A 19,845-nucleotide genomic window follows, 5' to 3' on the forward strand; every position below is an offset into this window, starting at 1 on the left:
ATGCGCACGAGGGATCTCGGCATCCGCGTCGGACTCGGCACGCCGGGCCGCTTCAACGCGATCACGGACGTACCGGGTGTGCGGGTCGGACATTGCACGCTGAACGTCGAGAACGGCAACGCGTCGATCCGCACCGGCGTCACCGTCATCGAGCCGCGCGCGGGCGCGGCGCACGATTCGCCGTGCTTCGCGGGCGTCCATGTGCTGAACGGCAACGGCGACGCGACCGGGCTCGAATGGATCCGCGAAGCCGGCCTGCTGACGACCCCGATCGCCTATACGAACACGCACAGCGTCGGCGCGGTGCGCGATGCGCTGGTCGCGAACGAGCGCGAAGCCGCGGCCGGCCGCGTGTACTGGTGCATGCCGGTCGTCATGGAAACCTACGACGGCCTGCTCAACGACATCTGGGGGCAGCACGTGAGCGCCGCGCACGTGCTGCGCGCGCTGGCCGCCGCGCAGTCGGGGCCGGTCGCCGAAGGCGGCGTGGGGGGCGGCACCGGGATGATCTGCCACGAGTTCAAGGGCGGCATCGGCACCGCGTCGCGCGTGGTCGCGGCCGACGCGGGCGGCTGGACCGTCGGCGCGCTCGTGCAGGCGAACTACGGCGTGCGCGAGATGTTGCGCGTGGCAGGTTATCCGGTCGGCGAGGTGTTGCGGCACGTACATTCGCCGTTTCGCACACCCGATGCACCAGGTGAGGCGGGGATGGGTTCGATCGTCGTCACGATCGCGACCGACGCGCCGCTGCTGCCGCACCAGTGCACGCGCCTCGCGCAGCGGGCGAGCGTCGGGCTGGCCCGCGTCGGCGGCGGCACCGAGGATTCGAGCGGTGACATCTTCCTGGCGTTCGCGACGGGCAACGACGGGCTGCCGGCCGCGAACTACGGCAGCAAGGGCGCGCCGACGACGGCCGTGAAGATGGTGAACAACGACCACATCTCCGCGCTGTTCGTCGCGGCGGCGGAGGCGGTGGAGGAGGCAATCGTGAATGCGCTGGTCGCGGGGAGCGACGTCGAATCGCGCGGCGCGCGGGTCGAAGGGCTGGGGCAGGCGCGTTTGCTGGATGCGTTGCGCGAAGTGGGGTGGCGGCCGGGGCGCGGCGCCTGAAACGGCATGCGCCGCTTCAATCGAAGCGGCGTGGCGGACAGTGTCGTTGCGGCGATCGGCCGGCGTGCCGTGCGCGCGCGCATGCGATGCGTGCGCGGCGGGCCTGGCCGTGGCGACGCGGCGTCATGCTCAGCTGCCGAAGTAGACGTTGCAGAAGCTGACGGGGCCGACGCATGCGTTCGGGTCTTCCTGCTTCGATTGCGCACGATCGGCGCGGCCCGCGGCCTGAACGGCTTCGGCGCGGTTCGCCGGTTGCTGCGCGACGTCGGCCGGCGCGGGCTGGGCGTGGGCGACAGCGGCGGTGAGCGACAGGGCAACGAGGGCGAGGTGCAGCGGCTTCATTTGGGTTTCTCCTGGGTCAGTGCCAGTTTCGCTGGCAGTGAGGAAACTATAGGCTCGCACTGCTTAAAGATTAATCACCGCGGGTGCAGAGCTTATTTCCAATCGGAACAAGTATGACGTTGCGCGCGCATTGATCGCCGCCGATCGCCACCGACGGTCAATGACGATGGCGATTGAACGGTGCGTCCTTGTCCAGCAGCGCGCTGCGGATGAAGTGCAGGCAGCCGATGATGCGCTGCATGCGATGGCGTTCGTCGGGCACCGCGTACCACGCGTGCAGCGTGTGCTGGGCGGCTCGGATCGCCAGATTCACCGATTTCAGCGTGCGCGCATGGTGGGCCGGCGTCGGATCGTCGAAGAATCGCGGCAGCTCGCGTAGCACCGCATCGATCGATGCGGTCCAGCGCTGCGTCTGCGGCGGTTTCGATTCGCAGAACCCGTGCAGCTCGTCGCGCAGGTCGATCACCGCATGGCCGACTTCGAGCGTCGACAGCATCCAGCGCAGCGCGTCGCGATGATGCCGCGTGCGCTTGACGAGCAGCGTGCGCAACTGCGCCATCAGGTCGTGCGTGCTCGACTGGAAGCGTGCCGCGAGGCCGTCGCGCGTGCCTTCGCACGCGAGCGTGACCTGGCGGCGCAGGTCGTGCGCGATACGCGATGTGAGCCACGGCATGTGGGTCGGAAACACCACGGCGAACACGATCGAGCACGCGAGCATCGCGACGACGACGGCGAAACCGTTGTTGATCAGCACCTCGGGCGTATACGCGATCGCGTTGTCCGGGCCCGCGAGCAGGCAGAAGAATACGGCGAAGCCGATCCCGTAGCCGGACAGGCCCGGACGCATCGCGAGAAACGCGCCGAGGCCGAGCACCGGCGCGAGCGTCGCGCACAGCAGCGGAAAGCCGTCGATGTTCGGATAGACGTAGCACAGGAACACATAGCCGACGGCTGTCGCGAACGCCGCGCCGACGCCCATCTGCGCGACGAATTTCGGCGCCCGCGGCGACGTCGAGCTCAGCGCGCACGCAATCGCGGTGGCGATGACGGCGAGCGGGCCGCTCGGCCATTCGGACGCGATCCAGAACGCGCTCATCGCGCCGACGGCGACGAGCGTGCGCAGGAACGTGAAGCCGACGAAGAACGAATTGGTCTTCACCGCGTAGTGCGTGACCGATCGTTCGAACGCGTGATCGTCGCGGTCGAGCGACGCGTTGGTGTCGGCATAGCCGAGATACTCGCCGATGAAGCGATACATCAGCTCGATCGCGGTGTCGAAGTCGAGCAGGCCGCCGGCCGCGTGATCCTCGATCTCGCGGCGCGACGCGCGCGCGGCCTTCGGCAGCGCGCCGTGAAAGCGGCGCAGTTCGAGCAGCGCGCCGGTGGTCGACGCGATCCCGCGCTGCCGCTCGTCGCGCAACGCGGTCACCCGCTGCGCGAGCGCATCGATGTGCGGCGCGAGCGCGTCGAGCACTGCGTCGGACCGGTTCGCGCGCAAGCGTTTGACGAGCTGGTGCAGCGCATGCAGGCGCGTGCATGCATTCATGAACTCGCTGTTCAGGCGCGCGAGCCGGCGGCTGCGCGCACGAATGTGCGGATCCTCGAACGACGCGAACGCGCGGTTGGCCTCGAAGCCGACGATCTCGTCGACGAAATCGGCGAAGCGCCGCTCGAAATCGCCGCGTGCGAGGTCGCCCGACAGCGCACCGGCCGCGAATGCCGCGAACTTCACATGACGGGCGGTCAGCGAGCGCATCAGCGCCTTCGCGGAACTGAGCGGAAGAATCAGCGCGCTGACCGCACCGGAGCATGCGATGCCGAGCGCGACTTCCGCGGCGCGCGTGAGCGCGGACTGGAACAGCGTCTGCGGCGTCATCACCGCGGGCAGGCCGATCAGCGCGGCCGTGTAGCCGGCGAGTACGAACCCGTACCAGCGGAAATGGCGGTTGCGGACCGCGAGCGCGATGCAGCCGCCGATCCACAGCGTGATGCCGGCCATGTACAGCTCCGGCTGCTGCGCGAACAGCCCGCCGAGCGCGAGCGCGGCGACGAGGCCGGCCGCGGTGCCGAGCACGCGGTAGAAGCTCTTCGCGAACACCATCCCCGACAGCGGCTGCATCAGCACGAACACGGTCGTCATCGCCGTGCGCGGCTGCGACATCTCGAGCCGCATCGCGATCCCCATCGCGAGCAGCGCGGCGAGCACGGTCTTGGCGAGGTGCAGCCAGATCAGCCCGTCGCTTGCGGCCCAGTCGCGCGCGGCGCCGCCGAGCGGATCGAGCCAGGTTCTCCATCGTGCCGGTTCGATGGAAGGTCGCTCGCTCGCAGGTTGTGGCTTCATGAAGAAAGAGGGGGCGCGTGCGGTGTCGCGGCGCGTCCGGACGGGTCCATTCGACTGATGAGGCGCCGATTGTAGGAGTGCGGCGCGCGGGCATTAACGCAGCTGCAGGGAAACGATAGTTGCAGGGCGCGTAACAATCTGTCGCATCTGCTGGAGGAAAATAGCGGCTCCGCTACAGGTGGCTCACAGGTATGGATACCCTACAAAACATGCGGGTGTTTACGCGCGTCGTCGAGACCGGCAGTTTCACCGCGGCCGCGCAATCGCTGAATTCGACGACGGGCGCGATGTCGCGCGCGGTGTCGGAACTCGAGGCGCGCCTGCGCACTCGTCTGATGAATCGCTCGACACGCCGCCTCGCGCTGACGTCGGCCGGCGAAAGTTATCTGCGGCGCTGCCGCCAGATCCTCGCCGACGTCGATCGCGCCGAGGAAGAGGCGAGCTGCGCGCACGAGCGCCCGGCCGGCGTGCTGCGCATGCACAGCTTCGCGAGCGTCGGCCATCACTACGTGATGCCCGCGCTCACGCGCTACCACACGCAATTTCCGGACGTATCGATCGAGCTGTCGCTGTCGCAGCGCATGCCCGACCTGTTCGACGGCACGAGCGACATGGCGGTCGTGACCGCGTCGTCGCTGCCCGATTCGGAGCTCGTGTCGCACCTGCTTGGCTCGACCTTCAGCATCCTGTGCGCGTCACCCGAGTATGTGAAGCGTCACGGCGCGCCGGCGCGCCCGCAGGATCTCGGCGCGCATGCGTGCCTGACGCTCTGTACGCCGGCGTTTCCGACCCACGAATGGGTGCTCGAAGGTGCCGAGGGCGTCGAGCAGATCCATGTCGCCGGGCCGGTGCAGACCAACACGGCCGAGTCGCTTGCGCTCGCGATTCGTGACGGCATCGGGATCGGCATGCTGCCGCTGTACTCGGCGATCGACGCGTTGCAGGACGGCACGCTCGTGCGTGTGCTGCCCGGTCACATCCTGCAGAAGATGAACGTCTATGCACTGTATCCGTCGCGCCGCTTCGTCGACGCGAAGGTACGCACCTGGGTCGAGATGCTGCGTGCACAGGTGCCGGGGATGATCGCGCACGACGTCGAGATGCTGAACGCGATCGAGCGGGAACCGCAGGCCGCCTGAGGGCGAATACGGAAAGACAAGGATGGCCGCGCGCCGGACGGCACGCTGTCCGGCCGCATCCATCGTCACGGACCGGTTTGCGCGATATGCGCCGAGCCCGCAGGACATGCGTCGTGCGGGCGCGGCGAGGCGTCATGCATTTACAGCGCGGGCTTGACGGCGACGCCCGATTCGGTTGCGCCCGCACCGGCCGGGCCATATGCGGTATGCGCGGCCTTGTGCTCGGCGAGCCGTTTTGCCGCCAGGCGCTCCTGCGCGGCCATGATGTCGTCCGGATAGTTGCCGGCGTCGCCGAGCGACGGGTTGTAGCCGACCGATTCGAGGTCGTAGAGCTCCTGCAGCACCTGTGCGCGCGTGACGGGCGACTTGGCGGACTGAGCGAACGACAGGGCCGGTGCGGCAAGCAGGACGGCAGCGGCGGCGGTGACGGCGAGCGATTTCACGATGTTCTCCTGTAGGCGGGGGTGAGGCCGGTCCGGCGATCGATGTGTGATCCGAACCATTGATGCCAGTCTATGCAGCGCGCGCCGGCACAAAAACCCCGATTCCAGGCAAGCAGATTTCCAGATGGAACAACACTGACGCACGTCGCCCGCGCTGCACGAACCCGTCCGTCAAGACAGGTTCGCGGCTGGCGGGCGACGTGCGATCCTGCAGCGCTGAACTCAGAAGCGCGTGCGCATGCCGATCGTGCCGACGATCTGGTTCGCGGTGCTCGATGCGCCGCCAGACGTGTTGATGAACGCCTGGTAGCCGCGGCCCGACGCATGCTGATACATCGCTTCCGCATACAGGTCGGTGCGGCGCGACAGTTTGTACACCGCCTGCAGGTCGACCTGGTGCCACTTCGGATCGGTGCCGTGCTTGCTGTCCGGATTCGACACGCTGGCGTCCGTGTACACGTATGCGGCGCCGAGGCTGACGGCCGGCGTCACCGCATAGCGCACGTTCACGTCGTAGTTGTTGAACGCGACCTGGCCGGTGGAACCGAACGAACCCGAGTTGTCGTATTGCGAACGCGTGTAGACGAAGCCGACCGTCGCCGGGCCGAACACGTAGCTGACGCCGCCGCCGTAGCTGCGCATGCGGTCCGCGCCCACCGACCAGCCGCCCTGGCTCACGCTCTTCGCTTCGGCCACGTCGGTCGCACCCGGGCTCGCGCTCGTCGAGCCCTTCGTGCCGTTCATCTGCAGGTAAGCACCGGCCAGCTTCAGCGGGCCGTTCGTGTAGCTCGCCGCGACGCTGTATGCGCGGTTGCCGGCGAAGTTCGTCGAATTCGAGAAGCCGTACAGCGCGCCGACCTTGAAACCCGCGATCGTGTCGCTCGTGTACTTCACCGCATTGTTGATGCGCACCGAGTGGTTCAGGTTGTCGTTGTCGAACGGGTGCGCGAAGCCGGTATCACCGAAGTCGCCCGACGTCGCGGACAGCGGCGCGACGAAGTCGACCATCGTGTCGTACTGGCGGCCGAGCGTCAGCGTGCCGTAGCCGCTGCTGGTCAGGCCGACATACGCGTGGCGGCCGAACAGCTTGCCGTCCTGGCCGAGCGCGCCGTTGTTCACGTTGTAGCCGTTCTCGAGGACGAACAGCGCCTTCAGACCGCCGCCGAGATCTTCCGTGCCGCGCAGGCCGAAGCGGCTGCCATTGACGGTGCCGCTGGTCATGCGCCACAGCGAGGCGCCGCCCGCGTTGTTCGTGTATGCGATGCCGGCATCGATCAGGCCATACAGCGTGACCGAGCTCTGTGCATGCGCGAGCGGGGCGAACAGCGCGGTGGCGGATGCGGCGGCAATCAGGGTTTTCTTCATGTAACTGCTCCTGCGTGTGGGACAAGTGACTAAAGTTCGGCGCCAGTGTAGGGGCGGGGTCGCGCGATGACGGCCGCCGGCGCGCGAGCGCACCGTTGCGAGTTGCGCAAGAGTGCGTCACACGGCGTTCACAAATCGATGCGGAGGCCGGATGGCGTGCGTTTTCGTCGACGGCGCGACGCGAGATGCCGGGTGGCCGCGTTCGCCGTGTCGCGCATTGACAACACGCGTGTCGCTGGCGCGGGAGTTGATTGCCGCGCCGCGCGCGTGGAGAATGAGCAGACCAATGCCGAGATCCGGAGACACCCGATGACCACGCCTCGCCGTCCGTCGTTCAGTTCCGCGCTGTGCTACCGCAACCCGAAAGCCGCGCTGGCATGGCTCGAACGCGCATTCGGCTTCGAGTGCTCGATCGTCGTCACCACGCCGGAAGGCGACATCGCGCATGCCGAAATGAAGTTCGGCGACGGCCTCGTCATGATCGGCGGCGCGTGGGCCGACTTCATCGCCTCACCGGAAGACACCGGCGACCGCAACACGCAGCACGTCCACGTGCACCTTGCCGACGACGCGGACATCGACGCGCACTGCGAGCGCGCGCGTGCGGCCGGCGCGGAGATCCTGCAGGCGCCGGCCGACCAGTTCTACGGCGATCGCATGTATCGCGCGCGCGATCCCGGCCGGCATGTGTGGACGTTCGGCAAGCACGTGCGCGACGTGACGAACGACGAGATGCGCGCGGCCACCGGCCTGACGATCGAGGATTTCAAATAAGCGCGGCACGCATCGCTGGAGCCGGTTTTCCCCACCACGCGGCGCTCGCGCCGCATGACGCCTGGACCCACATGAACCTCTTCAATGCACGCCTGCGCGGTCGCGACGGGCTGTTTACGATCGGCATCGACGGCGACAGGATCGCGCGGATCGACGCGCAAGCCGCGCCGGTCGCCGCTGTCGGTGCCGGCGATGTCGATGCGGGCGGCCGTCTCGCGATTGCTCCGCTCGTCGAACCGCACATCCATCTCGACGCGGTGCTCACGGCCGGCGAGCCCGCCTGGAACATGAGCGGCACGCTGTTCGAGGGAATCGAGCGCTGGTCCGAGCGCAAGGCGACGATCACGCACGCGGATACGAAGACGCGTGCGCATGCGGCGATCGGCATGCTGCGTGATCACGGCATCCAGCACGTGCGCACCCATGTCGACGTCACCGATCCGACGCTGGCCGCGTTGAAGGCGATGCTCGAAGTGAAGGACGAAGCGCGCGGGCTGATCGACCTGCAGATCGTCGCGTTTCCGCAGGAAGGCATCGAGTCGTTCGACGGCGGCCGCGCGCTGATGGAGCAGGCGATCGAGCTTGGCGCGGACGTCGTCGGCGGAATTCCGCATTTCGAGAACACGCGCGAGCAGGGCGTCAGCTCGATCCGGTTCCTGATGGAACTGGCCGAGCGCACCGGCTGCCTCGTCGACGTGCACTGCGACGAGACCGACGATCCGCATTCGCGCTTTCTGGAAGTGCTCGCGGAAGAAGCGCGCGTGCGCGGGATGGGCGCGCGCGTGACGGCGAGCCACACGACTGCGATGGGCTCGTACGACAACGCGTATTGCTCGAAGCTGTTCCGGCTGCTCAAGCGCGCGGGCCTGAACTTCGTGTCGTGCCCGACCGAGAGCATCCATTTGCAGGGGCGCTTCGATACGTTTCCGAAGCGGCGTGGCGTCACGCGCGTCGCGGAACTCGATCGCGCGGGGCTGAACGTGTGCTTCGGGCAGGATTCGATCAAGGATCCGTGGTATCCGCTCGGCAACGGCAACATCCTGCGCGTCCTCGATGCCGGCCTGCACATCTGCCACATGATGGGCTACCAGGACCTGCAGCGCTGCCTCGACTTCGTGACCGATCACGGCGCGACGACAATGCATCTCGGCGACGGCTACGGGATCGCGGTCGGACGGCCGGCGAATCTTGTCGTGCTCGACGCGGACAGCGACTACGAAGCCGTGCGCCGGCAGGCGAAGGCCACGCTGTCGGTGCGCCACGGGAAGGTGATCATGCGACGGGAGCCGGAGCGCGTCACGTATCCGGAGTAGTGCGATCGCGTTGTTGGCGGCACGTGCAGCCGTCGATTGCCGTCACTCATGTATTCACAAATTGCATGAGTTGATCAGAAAAATACGTTTGTCTCATGAGAGGGCGAAGCCTACGATGCGGTCCTGACGGCGGCGTGCATGGTGCGCGCCGTCGTGTCGATCCTCGTTCGCCGACCTCATGCGCCTCGATCTCCCGTCCGCTCCCGCTTCTTCTTCGCCGCCGGCCAGCCCGTTCGCGCGGATGGCTGCCGTCACGATCCTGACCGGCGTTGGCGCGGGCGTCGGCGGGATGCTGCTCGCGCTGCTGCTGCACGCGATCCAGCATGTGGCCTACGGTTACAGCCTGGCGCACCTGGTCGGGGCCGAGAGCTTTCTCGCGGGTGTGACCGACGCCGAGCCGCTGCGCCGGCTCGCGGTGCTCATCGTCTGCGGGCTCGTCGCGGGCGGCGGCTGGTGGGCGCTTTACCGGTTCGGCCAACCGCTCGTCAGCATCCGCCGGGCCGTTCGCGCAGCCGATCCGCGGATGCCGTTCGTCAGCACGACGGTGCACGCGCTGCTCCAGATCGTCACCGTCGCGCTCGGTTCGCCGCTCGGCCGCGAAGTCGCGCCGCGCGAGATCGGCTCGCTGCTGGCCGGGCGGCTCGCGCGTTGCGCGGGGCTCTCGCCCGCCGATTGCCGGCTGATGGTCGCGTGCGGCGCGGGCGCCGGCCTCGCGGCCGTCTACAACGTGCCGCTCGGCGGCGCCGTGTTCGTGCTCGAAGTGTTGCTCGGCACGTTCGAACTGCGCGCGCTGGTGGTGGCCGTCGTCACGTCGGCGATCGCGGCGGCTGTCGCATGGATCGGGCTCGGCAACGAACATCAGTACACGGTGCCCACGTTCGCGCTGAGCACGCCGCTGGTTGCGTGGTCGATCGTCTGCGGGCCGCTGTTTGGTTTTGCCGCGTACGGCTTCGTGCGGCTCACGACCCGCGCGCGGGCGGATGCGCCGAAGGGTCGCCTGCTCCCCGTGCTCTCGCTGGTCAACTTCGCGGTCATCGGCGTGCTGGCGATGTGGTTTCCGCAACTGCTCGGCAATGGCAAGGGGCCGGCTTCACTGGGTTTCGACGGCACGCTGACGCTCGGCCTCGCAGCGACGCTGCTCGTGTTGAAGGTGCTGATCGAGGCGGCCAGCCTGCGTGCGGGTGCCGAGGGCGGGCTTCTCACGCCGGGCCTTGCGAACGGCGCGCTGCTGGGCGTCGTGCTCGGTGGGGTGTGGAGTCTCGTGTGGCCGGGGGCGTCGATCGGCGGATGCGCGCTGATCGGCGCGACCGCGTTCCTTGCCGCGTCGATGCAGATGCCGATCACGGCCGTCGTGCTGCTGCTCGAGTTCACGCGCGTGAATCACGACAGCCTGGTGCCGATGCTGCTGGCCGTGGCCGGCTCGCTGGTCGCGTACCGGTTCGCGCAGCAGCTGGCGGAGCGACGGATGGTTGCCGCCGCAACCGTCGCCACGCCGGAGACGGCGGCCCGGTAACCAGCCCGCGCGGTCGCGATCCTCCCGTTTCCCTGCTTCCGCGCAGGCGCTCGGCGCCGTTCCCGGCCGATGCCGCTTCACGGACTGCAGCGCTTCCATATCGCCGCCGGTGTGGCGAGGCGCGGTCAGCTCGCAGCCTTTCAGGAATGATCGGCACCTCGAACGTCGCCAGCAGCACCACGATCGTGCAGAATCGAGCCTCCGACTCCCGCCAACGGATGCCGCATGACCGATCCGAACGAACCATCCGCCCGCCGCGCGTATGCGAGCTTCGCGCAACGGTACGCGGACATCGCGCCGACCAAGGCGCACAACGCGCTCTACGAGCGCCCGGCGACGATGGCGCTGCTCGGCGACGTCGACGGCCTGACGGTCCTCGACGCCGGCTGCGGACCCGGCATCTGCAGCGAGCACCTCGCGCGCCACGGTGCGACGGTTCATGCGTTCGACATCACGCCCGAGATGGTCGCGCTCGCGAGAGCGCGCTGCGCGGGGCTCGCGGTCGACGTCGCCGAGGGCGATCTCGCCGCGCCGCTCGACTGGCTGCCCGACCAAGCGTTCGACACGATCCTGTGTTCGCTCGCGCTCGACTACGTGCGCGATCTCGCGCCGACGTTGCGCGAATTCAGGCGTGTCGCGCGGCCAGGCGCGACGCTGGTGTTCTCGATGGCGCATCCGATGCGGGACTGGATGGACGAGCGTACGCGCGGGGACGGCACGTACTTCGATACGAGCCGTTTCGGCTTTCACTGGTCGGGTTTCGGCGAACCGAAGCCCTATGTCGAAGCATGGCGCCGGCCGCTTGCCGACATCCTGAACGCGCTCGCGGACGCCGGCTGGCGGCTCGAGCGATTCGTCGAACCGACGCCGCTGCCTACGATGAAGGCCGTGTCGGAGCGGCTCCATGCGGAGCTGTCGCTGGCCCCGGCCTTCCTCTGCATCCGCGCGCGCCGCTGACGAAGCGCGGCGGATCGCCGAGGCTCAGCGTGCCGGCTCGTCGGTCAGCGTGCCGAGAAACGCTTCGATATCCTTGATGTCCTGCGCGGTCATCGCGGGCTTGTCGCCGGGTTTGCGGTTGAACGGCGCATCGGTCACATCGACGTTCGCGCGGTACTTCGGCGGAATGTCGTCATATTCGTCGACCTTGCCGTCCGCGCCGCGAGAATAGAACTTCTGCGGCGAGATGCTGCGCTCGTTGTAGAACGCCATCACCTGATCGAGCGTGTGGAACACGCCGTTGTGGAAGAACACGTGGCGCGTCGCCGCGTTGCGCAGCGTCGGCGTGAGGAACATCGCGCAGTACTGCGTCTGGTCCTTCAGATCCTCGCGGAACGGCCCGCACACGCCGAGATCGTGGAACGCCGGGTTGCGGTTCTGCGCGAGCGCCGTGTTGCGCGGCGCGCCGAGCGCCTCGTACTGGTAGTCGGTAAACATCGGCGGCAAGCCGTCCTTGCCAGGCTTCGACAGGTGGCAGCCCGCGCAATTCGCCTTGTCCGGATCGTTGAAGAGCCGCAGCCCGCGCAATTCGGCCTGCGTCAAGCGTGCACGGCCTTCGAGCCAGCGGTCGTACTTGCTGTCGTACGGATGGAACGACGCATCCTCGACCTGATAGCGCGCGATCGCGAACATCGCCTCCGACACCACAAGCTGCGGGCTGGAGAACACACGCGGGCCGAACAGTTGCTCGAACTGCGCGCGATGCGACGACTGCGCGAGCTTGCGCGCGACGTCGTCGATGCTCGCATTCGCCATCTCGACCGGATTCAGCAGCGGCCCGAACGCCTGCTGCTGCAGCGTATCGGCGCGGCCGTCCCAGAACATCCCGCCCTGCGGCACGAGCTGCGGCGCGGCCGACGTGCCGGCCACCTTCTGCGCCTTGACGACGCCGGCCGCCGAAGCAGCCTGCTGAGCGACGCTCGGCGCGGCGTCGTTTTCGCCCGCATCGGGGCCGATGCTGAAGTTCGGCTGACGATACAGGTACATCAGCGACGGCGGCGGGCGGTAACCCTGCTGCGTCATCGCGAGGCCGCCCGGCTGCACGTCGAGCCCGTTCGGCGGCCCGTACGCATGATCGGGGCTATGGCACGACGCGCACGACTGCTTGCCGGATGCCGACAGCGACGGATCGGCGAACAGTGCACGCCCGAGCTGCGCGACCGCGGACAGCGGCTGCGCGGCCGGGCGCTGCAGCGCGACCGGATGCGGATTCGCGCCCGTCCAGTCGGCGACGACCTCGCCGATCGCCGCCGGCGTGCGGGCCGGAAACGCGATCGCGAACGCGCCGTAGCCGAGCACGGCCGCGCCGAGCACGAACGCCGCGCGGCGCACCGCGCGGGCAGGGGAACGCGGCGCGGCGGCGCCGGATGCGTCGGGAGACGGGAACGCGGGACGGGCTGTCATGCTGTCGGTCGAAAGTCGGGCACCGCGTGAAAGCGGCGCATCAAATGGAAACGGCCGGCGCACGATGCGCCGGCCTGCTGCTACCGGTTACGCGATGCCGGTCAGATCGACGGCGCCGCGCTCAGCACGGTGCCTTGCGTCGGATCGAGATACAGCGGCGCCGTATTCGGCTTCGACGCGAAGTCGAACAGCCCGCGCAGGTCGCCTGCCGTGGCATCGAACGAACCGCCGCCGATGCGCTGGCCGCCGAGCCAGTTGTCCTCGATGAAGCGCACGACCGATGCCTGGTCGATCATCGTGTGATCGACGTAGTTCTGCTTCGCATACGGCGAGATCACGATCAGCGGGATGCGCACACCCGGGCCGCAGCGGCCGTTCACGGTGCCGCCGTTCACGCCGGTGGTGCCACCCGAGCCGCACACGCCGTTGCCGTTGACCTGGTCGACGGCGTCGGACGACGAATGGGTCGGCGCCGTGTATGCGTGGTCGTACCAGCCGTCCGAGTCGTCGTAGGTGACGATCACGGCCGTGTTCTGCCAGTCCGGCTGCTGCTGCAGGAAGTTGACGACCTTCGTCACGAACGCCTGCTCGTCGAGCGGATCCGAATAGCCCGCGTGCGCGTCCTGCGCGGCCGGTGCCTTCAGGAAGCTGACCGACGGGAAGTTGCCGGCCTTCACGGCCGCGAAGAAGTCGTCGCTGTCGTACTGGTGGTTCGCCGGCTCGGCCGTCTTGCCGTCGGTTTCGAAGCTGGAACCGATCGCCGCGACCGCGCTCGGCCGCGTGTGCTGCGGGTTCGCGGTCGACGCGTAGTACTGGAACCAGTTGTGGTGCGGGATGTAGTCGGCCGTCGCGGCGTTCACGGCGGTGGCGACGGTGCTGCGGCTACAGCCGGTCGTGCCGTTGCTGTTGGTCGTCGACAGGTTGAAGCCGCCCATGAAGCCGCCCCACGTGATCTTTGCGCCGTTCAGCAGGTCGCCGATGTTCTTGCCGCTCATCATCGCCTGGTCGGTCGTGCTCGAGCACACGTCGTAGCCCGGGTCGACATCGTTGATCATCGTGAAGCCGCCCTGGCCGTCGTTGATGTAGTACGACGTGGCGGCGAGCGTCGACGGCTGCTTCGACGTCTTGACGATCTGCATCCCGTTGGTCTGGCCCGACACGACGTTCAGCGCGCCCGGCGTCGACGGGCCGTAGACCGTCGTATACGCGTTGTCGCTCATCGCGAAGCGCTGCGCGTAGTTCCACAGCGCGGTCACGGTGTTGCCGTCGAAGTAGCCCATCACCTGGCCCTTCGTGCCGAACGCGCCGGCGCCGCCGGACGAGCCCTTGCCCGTGTATTTCGGGAACAGGTCGGCGAGGCCGTTGTCCTCGGCCTGCTGCTCGGCCGTGTACGCGTGGTTCTGGTCGGCGGTTGCGGCTTGCGTGCGGTCGAGGCGGAACGGGTTCGCGGCGTCGGTGCCGTTGGCCGTGTTCGTGAAGTTCGGGTTCGCGGTGAGCAGCGTGCCCGTCAGCCCGTTGATCGTCGGCGTGCCGGACTTCGCGGTGAACGCCGGTTCGCCGGACGGGTTCGACGCATTCGGGTAGGTGCCGAAGTAGTGGTCGAACGACACGTTTTCGCCGTAGATGACGACGACGTGCTTGATCGGCGTGGCGGTCTGCAGCGCATCCTGCGACGACACGGCGGGCGTCGACGAGGGATCGTCGCTGCCGCCGCAGGCGAACAGCGCAAGCGCCGCGCCGGCGCACGCGGTGACGAGCAAGGCTTGACGGAACATCGGGAAACTCCAGGTAGGTTTTCGATGGTGGATAGCGGCCCGTCGCCATGTCGGTTCGGCGCGGCGCTCGCGATAGAGCACCGGCATTGAAACAGCCTGGTATGAAGATATGGGGGCGGAACGGTTTCGCGACGGTTGCGCCTTGGTATCGATTTCATTACGGCGCGAGGCGGCGCGAAAGAAAGCAGAAAGGGACGGAGCGGATGCAACCTGGGCGACATAGTCGGCGATCGGCGCCGTCACTGCCGCGGATGTCGCGCCGGGCGGGCGACGGCGCACGGCGGGCCGGTTCGTCCGGGATGCCGGGCCGCGCGCTTTTTTGACAATCGCGTGACGGATTCATACGATGGTTGGCCCGCGGCGACGATTTCGCGTTGCCGGCCGTCAGCGAGTATTCAGCGTGCCGATCCCCGTTCTGTTTGCCGTCCTGTGTGCCGCCTTCCTGCATGCGTCCTGGAATGCGCTCGTGCGCAGCAGCGGCGACCGGCTGCGCTCGGCCACGGTGCTGCAGATCGCGATCGGGCTGTTCGCGCTGCTGCTCCTGCCGGCCGCCGCCCCGATCACGCCCGCGAGCTGGGCCTGCGTCGTCGCGTCGGCGGTGATCCACGTCGTCTATACGCTGCTGCTGGTGCGGGCTTACGAGCACGGCGACCTCACCGTCGCGTACCCGGTCGCGCGCGGGACCGCGCCGCTGCTCGTCACGCTGGGCGCGGCGGTGTTCGCGGGCGAGCACCTGAACGCGGGCGCGCAATGCGGGCTCGTGCTGATCTGCGCGGGCATCTTGGCGATCGGGCTGGAGCGAGGCCGCGGCGCGCGGCACCGGATGACGCAGGTGTTGCCGACCGCGTTCGCCACCGGCGTATCGATCGCCGCGTACAGCGTGGTCGACGGGATCGGCGTGCGGGAAAGCGGCAGCACGGTCGGTTATACGGCGTGGATGTTCGTGCTGACCGCGTTGCTGATGGCCGTGTACTACCGGCTGCGCGCGGGGCCGCTGCGGCTCGCGCAGGATGTCGGCGAAACGGCGAAGGCCGCATGCGGTGGCGTGTTCGCGGCGCTTGCGTACGGCATCGTGATCTGGGCGATGGATCGCGCACCGATGGGCCCGGTGTCGGCGCTGCGCGAAACGAGCGTGGTGTTCGCGGCGTTGATTGCCCGCGTGTATCTCGGCGAGCGGCTGACGCCGCGTCGCGCGGCCGGATGCATGGTGATCGCGGGCGGCGCGCTGCTGATCAGCGCGTTCGAGGCGGTGCGCTGAGCGCGGCAGCCGAGCATTGCGTCGCCCGGGCGGTCGCGCAATGCCGTGTCAGCTTTCCACCGGCATCGCACTCGTGCACTTGATCTCGTCGAGGCACACGCTGGAATGCACGCCGCTCACGCCGGGGATTCGCATCAGGGTTTCGAGCAGGAACGTGGACAGCCCCTTCAGGTCGTGCGCGACGACCTTCAGCACGTAGTCGATATCGCCCGTCACCGAGAAACATTCCTGGATCTGCGCGAGATCCGACACGAGCTTCTGGAACTTCGACAGGTCGCGGATATGCCCGCGTTCCATCGTCACGTGCACGAACGCGGTGACGCCGAACCCGAGCGTGTCGGGGCACAGGCGGGTCTCGTAACGGCGGATCGCGCCGATTTCCTCCAGCCGCCGGTGGCGTCGCAGCGTCTGCGCGGGCGACAGGCCGACGGCCTTCGCGAGGTCGAGGTTCGACGCGCGGCCGTTCTCCTGCAGCACCGACAGCAAGTGGCGATCGATGCGATCGAGAACCGGTTCAGGCATTTTTGTTTCCTCATCTGTCTCCCGGATGCAATCTTATCTCATAATGTAGGGTTTGCATGAGCGGGTTACGCAACCCGATTTCGCTGCCGCGACGCTAAACTGACGCCGGATTTTCGTGTGCGCCCGCAGCAATGCAGGCGAGGGCGACGGTCGGCGGCCGGTCTGGCGGGCCTGCCGACAGGAAACGGGTGTTGCCGCGCGAAGATTGCAGTCCCCAACCCGGCGGCTCCACGAACGGCCGCCGGCACAGCAAAACAGCGCCCGGCACACCGAGGCGCGCCGCACCGCTTCCGGCGGCGGCGGGCAGAATGGAGAAGACATGGTTTCTGGAAACGAGAAGGACGGCCTGAAGCGGGGGCTGAAGAACCGGCACATCCAGCTGATCGCGCTCGGCGGCGCGCTCGGCACGGGGCTGTTCCTCGGCATCGCGCAGACGATCAAGATGGCCGGCCCGTCCGTGCTGCTCGGCTATGCGGTGGCCGGCATCGTCGCGTTCTTCATCATGCGCCAGCTCGGCGAGATGGTCGTCGACGAGCCGGTCGCCGGCTCGTTCAGCTACTTCGCCGACAAGTACGTCGGCCACTTCACCGGCTTCCTGTCCGGCTGGAACTACTGGGTGCTGTACATCCTCGTCAGCATGGCCGAGCTGTCGGCCGTCGGGATCTACGTGCAGTATTGGTGGCCCGGCGTGCCGACCTGGGTGTCGGCGCTGGTGTTCTTCGTCGCGATCAACCTTCTCAACCTGGCGAGCGTGAAATCGTACGGCGAGACCGAATTCTGGTTCTCGATCATCAAGGTCGCCGCGATCGTCGGGATGATCGGCTTCGGCGGCTGGCTGCTCGCGAGCGGTCATGCGGGGCCGGAAGCGAGCATCGCGAACCTGTGGCAGCACGGCGGCTTCTTCCCGAACGGCGTGTCGGGGCTCGTGATGTCGATGGCCGCGATCATGTTCTCGTTCGGCGGGCTGGAGCTGATCGGCATCACCGCGGCCGAGGCCGACGATCCGAAGCACAGCATTCCGCGCGCGACCAACCAGGTGATCTACCGGATCCTGATTTTCTACATCGGCGCACTGGCGGTGCTGCTGTCGCTGTATCCGTGGGAAAAGGTCGTCACCGGCGGCAGCCCGTTCGTGCTGATCTTCCACGCGCTGAGCAGCAACGTGGTCGCCAACGTGCTGAACGTGGTCGTGCTGACGGCCGCGCTGTCGGTCTACAACAGCGGCGTGTACAGCAATAGCCGGATGCTGTTCGGCCTCGCGAAGCAAGGCAACGCGCCCAAGGTGCTGTGCTCGGTGAACAAGCGCGGCATTCCGCTCGCTGCGCTGGGCGCGTCGGCGCTCGCGACCGGCGCGTGCGTGGTGGTCAACTACTTCATGCCGGGCAAGGCGTTCGAGGTGCTGATGGGCCTCGTCGTGTCGGCGCTGATCATCAACTGGGCGATGATCACGCTGATCCACCTGAAGTTCCGCCAGGCCAAGCGCATCGCCGGAGAGCAGACTTCCTTCCGCAGTCTGGGCTATCCTTTCACGAATTACCTGTGCCTGGCGTTCATGGCCGGCATTCTCGTCGTGATGTACCTGACGCCGGATCTCCGCCTGTCGGTGTACCTGATCCCCGTATGGCTCGCGGTGCTCGCGATCGGGTATCGCTTCCGTCAGAAGAATGCGGGCTACGCGATCAGCGACGGCGCGTCCGCAGGCTGACACGGGCACCACGACCACTCTTCCAAACGAGACCGACATAGCCATGTTCGAACACATCGACGCGTACCCGGGCGATCCGATCCTGACGCTCAACGAGAACTTCCAGAAAGATCCGCGCGATCAGAAGGTCAACCTGAGCATCGGCATCTATTTCGATGCCGAAGGCCGGATTCCCGTGATGGGTGCCGTGCGCGAAGCCGAAACCGTGCTGCAGCGCGACCTCGGCCCGAAGCCCTATCTGCCGATGGTCGGCCTGGCCGCCTATCGCGACGCCGTGCAGGCGCTCGTGTTCGGCGCCGATCATCCGGCGCGCGCGGCCGGCCGCATCGCGACCGTGCAGACGCTCGGCGGTTCGGGCGCGCTGAAGGTGGGCGCCGATTTCCTGAAGCGCTACTTCCCGGACGCGCAGGTGTGGCTCAGCGACCCGAGCTGGGAAAATCACCGCTTCATCTTCGAGCGTGCGGGCTTCACGGTGAACACGTACCCGTACTACGACGAAGCGACGGGCGGCCTGAAGTTCGACGCGATGCTCGCGGCGATCGACGCGCTGCCGGCGCGCAGCATCGTGCTGCTGCACGCGTGCTGCCATAACCCGACCGGTGTCGATCTCGACGAAGGCCAGTGGGAGAAGCTGATCGACGTGATCGAGGCGCGCGGGCTGCTGCCGTTCGTCGACATGGCGTACCAGGGCTTCGGCGCGGGCCTCGACGCGGACGCGTTCGCGGTGCGCGAACTGGCCCGCCGCGGCGTGCCGGCGCTCGTCGCGAACTCGTTCTCGAAGAATTTCTCGTTGTACGGCGAGCGCGTCGGCGGCCTGAGTGTCGTCTGCGAGGATGCGGCCGCGGCCGAGCGCGTGCTGGGCCAACTGGCCGGCGCGGTGCGCTCGAACTACAGCAACCCGCAAACCTACGGCGCGAAGGTCGTGGCGACTGTGCTGAACACGCCCGCGTTGCGCAAGCAGTGGGAAGAAGAGCTCGCCGCGATGTGCCGCCGCATCGCGCGGATGCGCCAGTCGATCCACGACGGCCTGCGCGACCACGTCAGCGGCGAAGCGCTGACGCGCTACGTGAAACAGCGCGGGATGTTCACGTACACGGGCCTGACCGAATCGCAGGTCGACGCGCTGCGCGAAGTGCACGGCGTGTACATCCTGCGTTCCGGGCGCATGTGCGTCGCGGGGCTGAACGATTCGAACGTCGGCATCGTCGCGGACGCGATCGGCAAGGTGCTGAAGAGCGGCGTCTGACGGCGCGCCCGCGGGCGCACGATCGCATCGCCGAAACCGGCTGTCTCCCACGTGGAGGCAGCCGGTTTTTTCTTGCGCGGCGGCGGCGCGGCGGTACGATGGCGCATCGAACGCATGATGAAGGAGTGGCATGGCTATTCGAATCGTACGGCTCGGCACGCCGCGCACGGCCGGCGAGGGCCTGCGGATCGGCACGGTGCGGCGACCGCCGCGCGGCGTTCCCAAGGCGGAATTCGCATCGCGCGACTACTATGATGTATGGCTGCCGACGCTGTCGCCGAGCCCCGAGCTGGTCGCGCAGGCGCAGGCTGCCGAAACCGACGCCGAATGGCGCGCGTTCACGCGCCACTTCCGAGCGGAAATGGCGCATGGCGACGCGCCGAAGGTGCTGGACCTGCTCGCCGCGTTGTCGGCGACGAGCGCGTTTTCGATCGGCTGCTACTGCGAGGACGAGCGCCGCTGCCATCGCAGCGTGCTGCGCGAGTTGCTGGCGGAGCGCGGTGCGGCGATCGATGCGGATGCGGGCTGAACCGCCGTCGGGCGGCGCGACGTTGCGCCGCCGCGTGAGGTGCAGCGAACCGGTTGACGTGGGTCAAGCG

The 19,845-nt window shown here is 67.8% G+C and carries 17 protein-coding genes; 10 read left to right on the forward strand and 7 right to left on the reverse strand.

Features of this window, described 5'->3' with window-relative positions:
- The gene (locus DIE08_RS01270) at positions 1 to 1,110 is read left to right on the forward strand and encodes a P1 family peptidase (RefSeq protein ID WP_124900768.1); all 1,110 of its coding nucleotides are present in this window, start codon (positions 1 to 3) and stop codon (positions 1,108 to 1,110) included.
- Positions 1,111 to 1,239: 129 nt separating this feature from the next.
- Here DIE08_RS01270 and DIE08_RS01275 read toward each other — a convergent pair whose 3' ends face one another.
- On the reverse strand, positions 1,240 to 1,452 hold the full coding sequence (locus tag DIE08_RS01275; protein WP_059599409.1) for a hypothetical protein: 213 nt from the start codon (positions 1,450 to 1,452) through the stop codon (positions 1,240 to 1,242).
- A gap of 157 nt (positions 1,453 to 1,609) precedes the next feature.
- A complete protein-coding gene (locus DIE08_RS01280; protein WP_124900769.1) occupies positions 1,610 to 3,793 on the reverse strand; it encodes an FUSC family protein in 2,184 nt (727 codons plus the stop codon).
- Positions 3,794 to 3,984: 191 nt separating this feature from the next.
- On the opposite strand from DIE08_RS01280, the gene DIE08_RS01285 reads away from it, so the two are divergent.
- Entirely contained in the window at positions 3,985 to 4,932 is a 948-nt protein-coding gene (locus DIE08_RS01285; RefSeq protein WP_059599411.1) for a LysR family transcriptional regulator, read from the forward strand.
- Positions 4,933 to 5,072: 140 nt separating this feature from the next.
- Here DIE08_RS01285 and DIE08_RS01290 read toward each other — a convergent pair whose 3' ends face one another.
- On the reverse strand, positions 5,073 to 5,375 hold the full coding sequence (locus DIE08_RS01290) for a DUF4148 domain-containing protein (protein ID WP_124900770.1): 303 nt from the start codon (positions 5,373 to 5,375) through the stop codon (positions 5,073 to 5,075).
- A gap of 222 nt (positions 5,376 to 5,597) precedes the next feature.
- The gene (locus tag DIE08_RS01295; RefSeq protein WP_059599412.1) at positions 5,598 to 6,740 is read right to left on the reverse strand and encodes a porin; all 1,143 of its coding nucleotides are present in this window, start codon (positions 6,738 to 6,740) and stop codon (positions 5,598 to 5,600) included.
- Between the two features lie 309 nt (positions 6,741 to 7,049).
- Here DIE08_RS01295 and DIE08_RS01300 point away from each other — a divergent pair, with 309 nt between their 5' ends.
- From DIE08_RS01300 to DIE08_RS01315, 4 genes are all read left to right on the forward strand, one after another.
- Positions 7,050 to 7,514 carry a VOC family protein gene (locus tag DIE08_RS01300; protein ID WP_124900771.1) on the forward strand — a complete coding sequence of 155 codons (465 nt, stop codon included), beginning with the start codon at positions 7,050 to 7,052 and terminating at the stop codon, positions 7,512 to 7,514.
- A 71-nt stretch (positions 7,515 to 7,585) separates the two neighbouring features.
- Positions 7,586 to 8,827 (forward strand): cytosine deaminase, encoded by a 1,242-nt coding sequence (codA, locus tag DIE08_RS01305; protein WP_124623906.1) that lies wholly within the window; start codon positions 7,586 to 7,588, stop codon positions 8,825 to 8,827.
- A gap of 178 nt (positions 8,828 to 9,005) precedes the next feature.
- A complete protein-coding gene (locus DIE08_RS01310; protein ID WP_124900772.1) occupies positions 9,006 to 10,340 on the forward strand; it encodes a chloride channel protein in 1,335 nt (444 codons plus the stop codon).
- 225 nt (positions 10,341 to 10,565) lie between these two features.
- The gene (locus DIE08_RS01315; protein WP_124900773.1) at positions 10,566 to 11,297 is read left to right on the forward strand and encodes a class I SAM-dependent methyltransferase; all 732 of its coding nucleotides are present in this window, start codon (positions 10,566 to 10,568) and stop codon (positions 11,295 to 11,297) included.
- A 24-nt stretch (positions 11,298 to 11,321) separates the two neighbouring features.
- Here DIE08_RS01315 and DIE08_RS01320 read toward each other — a convergent pair whose 3' ends face one another.
- Together DIE08_RS01320 and DIE08_RS01325 are read right to left on the reverse strand one after the other, a co-directional pair.
- Positions 11,322 to 12,740 carry a cytochrome-c peroxidase gene (locus tag DIE08_RS01320; protein ID WP_124900774.1) on the reverse strand — a complete coding sequence of 473 codons (1,419 nt, stop codon included), beginning with the start codon at positions 12,738 to 12,740 and terminating at the stop codon, positions 11,322 to 11,324.
- 101 nt (positions 12,741 to 12,841) lie between these two features.
- Positions 12,842 to 14,515, reverse strand: a complete 1,674-nt coding sequence (locus tag DIE08_RS01325; RefSeq protein WP_124900775.1) for a phospholipase C — start codon at positions 14,513 to 14,515, stop codon at positions 12,842 to 12,844.
- A gap of 346 nt (positions 14,516 to 14,861) precedes the next feature.
- Here DIE08_RS01325 and DIE08_RS01335 point away from each other — a divergent pair, with 346 nt between their 5' ends.
- Complete coding sequence (locus DIE08_RS01335; RefSeq protein ID WP_124900776.1) at positions 14,862 to 15,773, forward strand: EamA family transporter; 912 nt, start codon at positions 14,862 to 14,864, stop codon at positions 15,771 to 15,773.
- A gap of 48 nt (positions 15,774 to 15,821) precedes the next feature.
- On the opposite strand, the gene DIE08_RS01340 is transcribed toward DIE08_RS01335, so the two are convergent.
- Positions 15,822 to 16,295: an Lrp/AsnC family transcriptional regulator gene (locus DIE08_RS01340; RefSeq protein ID WP_006479071.1), complete on the reverse strand. Its 474-nt coding sequence runs from the start codon at positions 16,293 to 16,295 to the stop codon at positions 15,822 to 15,824.
- Positions 16,296 to 16,614: 319 nt separating this feature from the next.
- Here DIE08_RS01340 and DIE08_RS01345 point away from each other — a divergent pair, with 319 nt between their 5' ends.
- From DIE08_RS01345 to DIE08_RS01355, 3 genes are all read left to right on the forward strand, one after another.
- Positions 16,615 to 18,000, forward strand: a complete 1,386-nt coding sequence (locus DIE08_RS01345) for an amino acid permease (protein WP_124900777.1) — start codon at positions 16,615 to 16,617, stop codon at positions 17,998 to 18,000.
- Between the two features lie 43 nt (positions 18,001 to 18,043).
- Entirely contained in the window at positions 18,044 to 19,246 is a 1,203-nt protein-coding gene (locus DIE08_RS01350; RefSeq protein ID WP_124900778.1) for an amino acid aminotransferase, read from the forward strand.
- A 130-nt stretch (positions 19,247 to 19,376) separates the two neighbouring features.
- Positions 19,377 to 19,775, forward strand: coding sequence for a DUF488 domain-containing protein (locus DIE08_RS01355; protein ID WP_059599421.1), 399 nt, complete (start codon positions 19,377 to 19,379; stop codon positions 19,773 to 19,775).
- Positions 19,776 to 19,845: the final 70 nt, after the last annotated feature.

It is taken from the genome of Burkholderia sp. Bp9004, from assembly GCF_003858025.1.
GTDB classification, from domain to species: domain Bacteria; phylum Pseudomonadota; class Gammaproteobacteria; order Burkholderiales; family Burkholderiaceae; genus Burkholderia; species Burkholderia diffusa.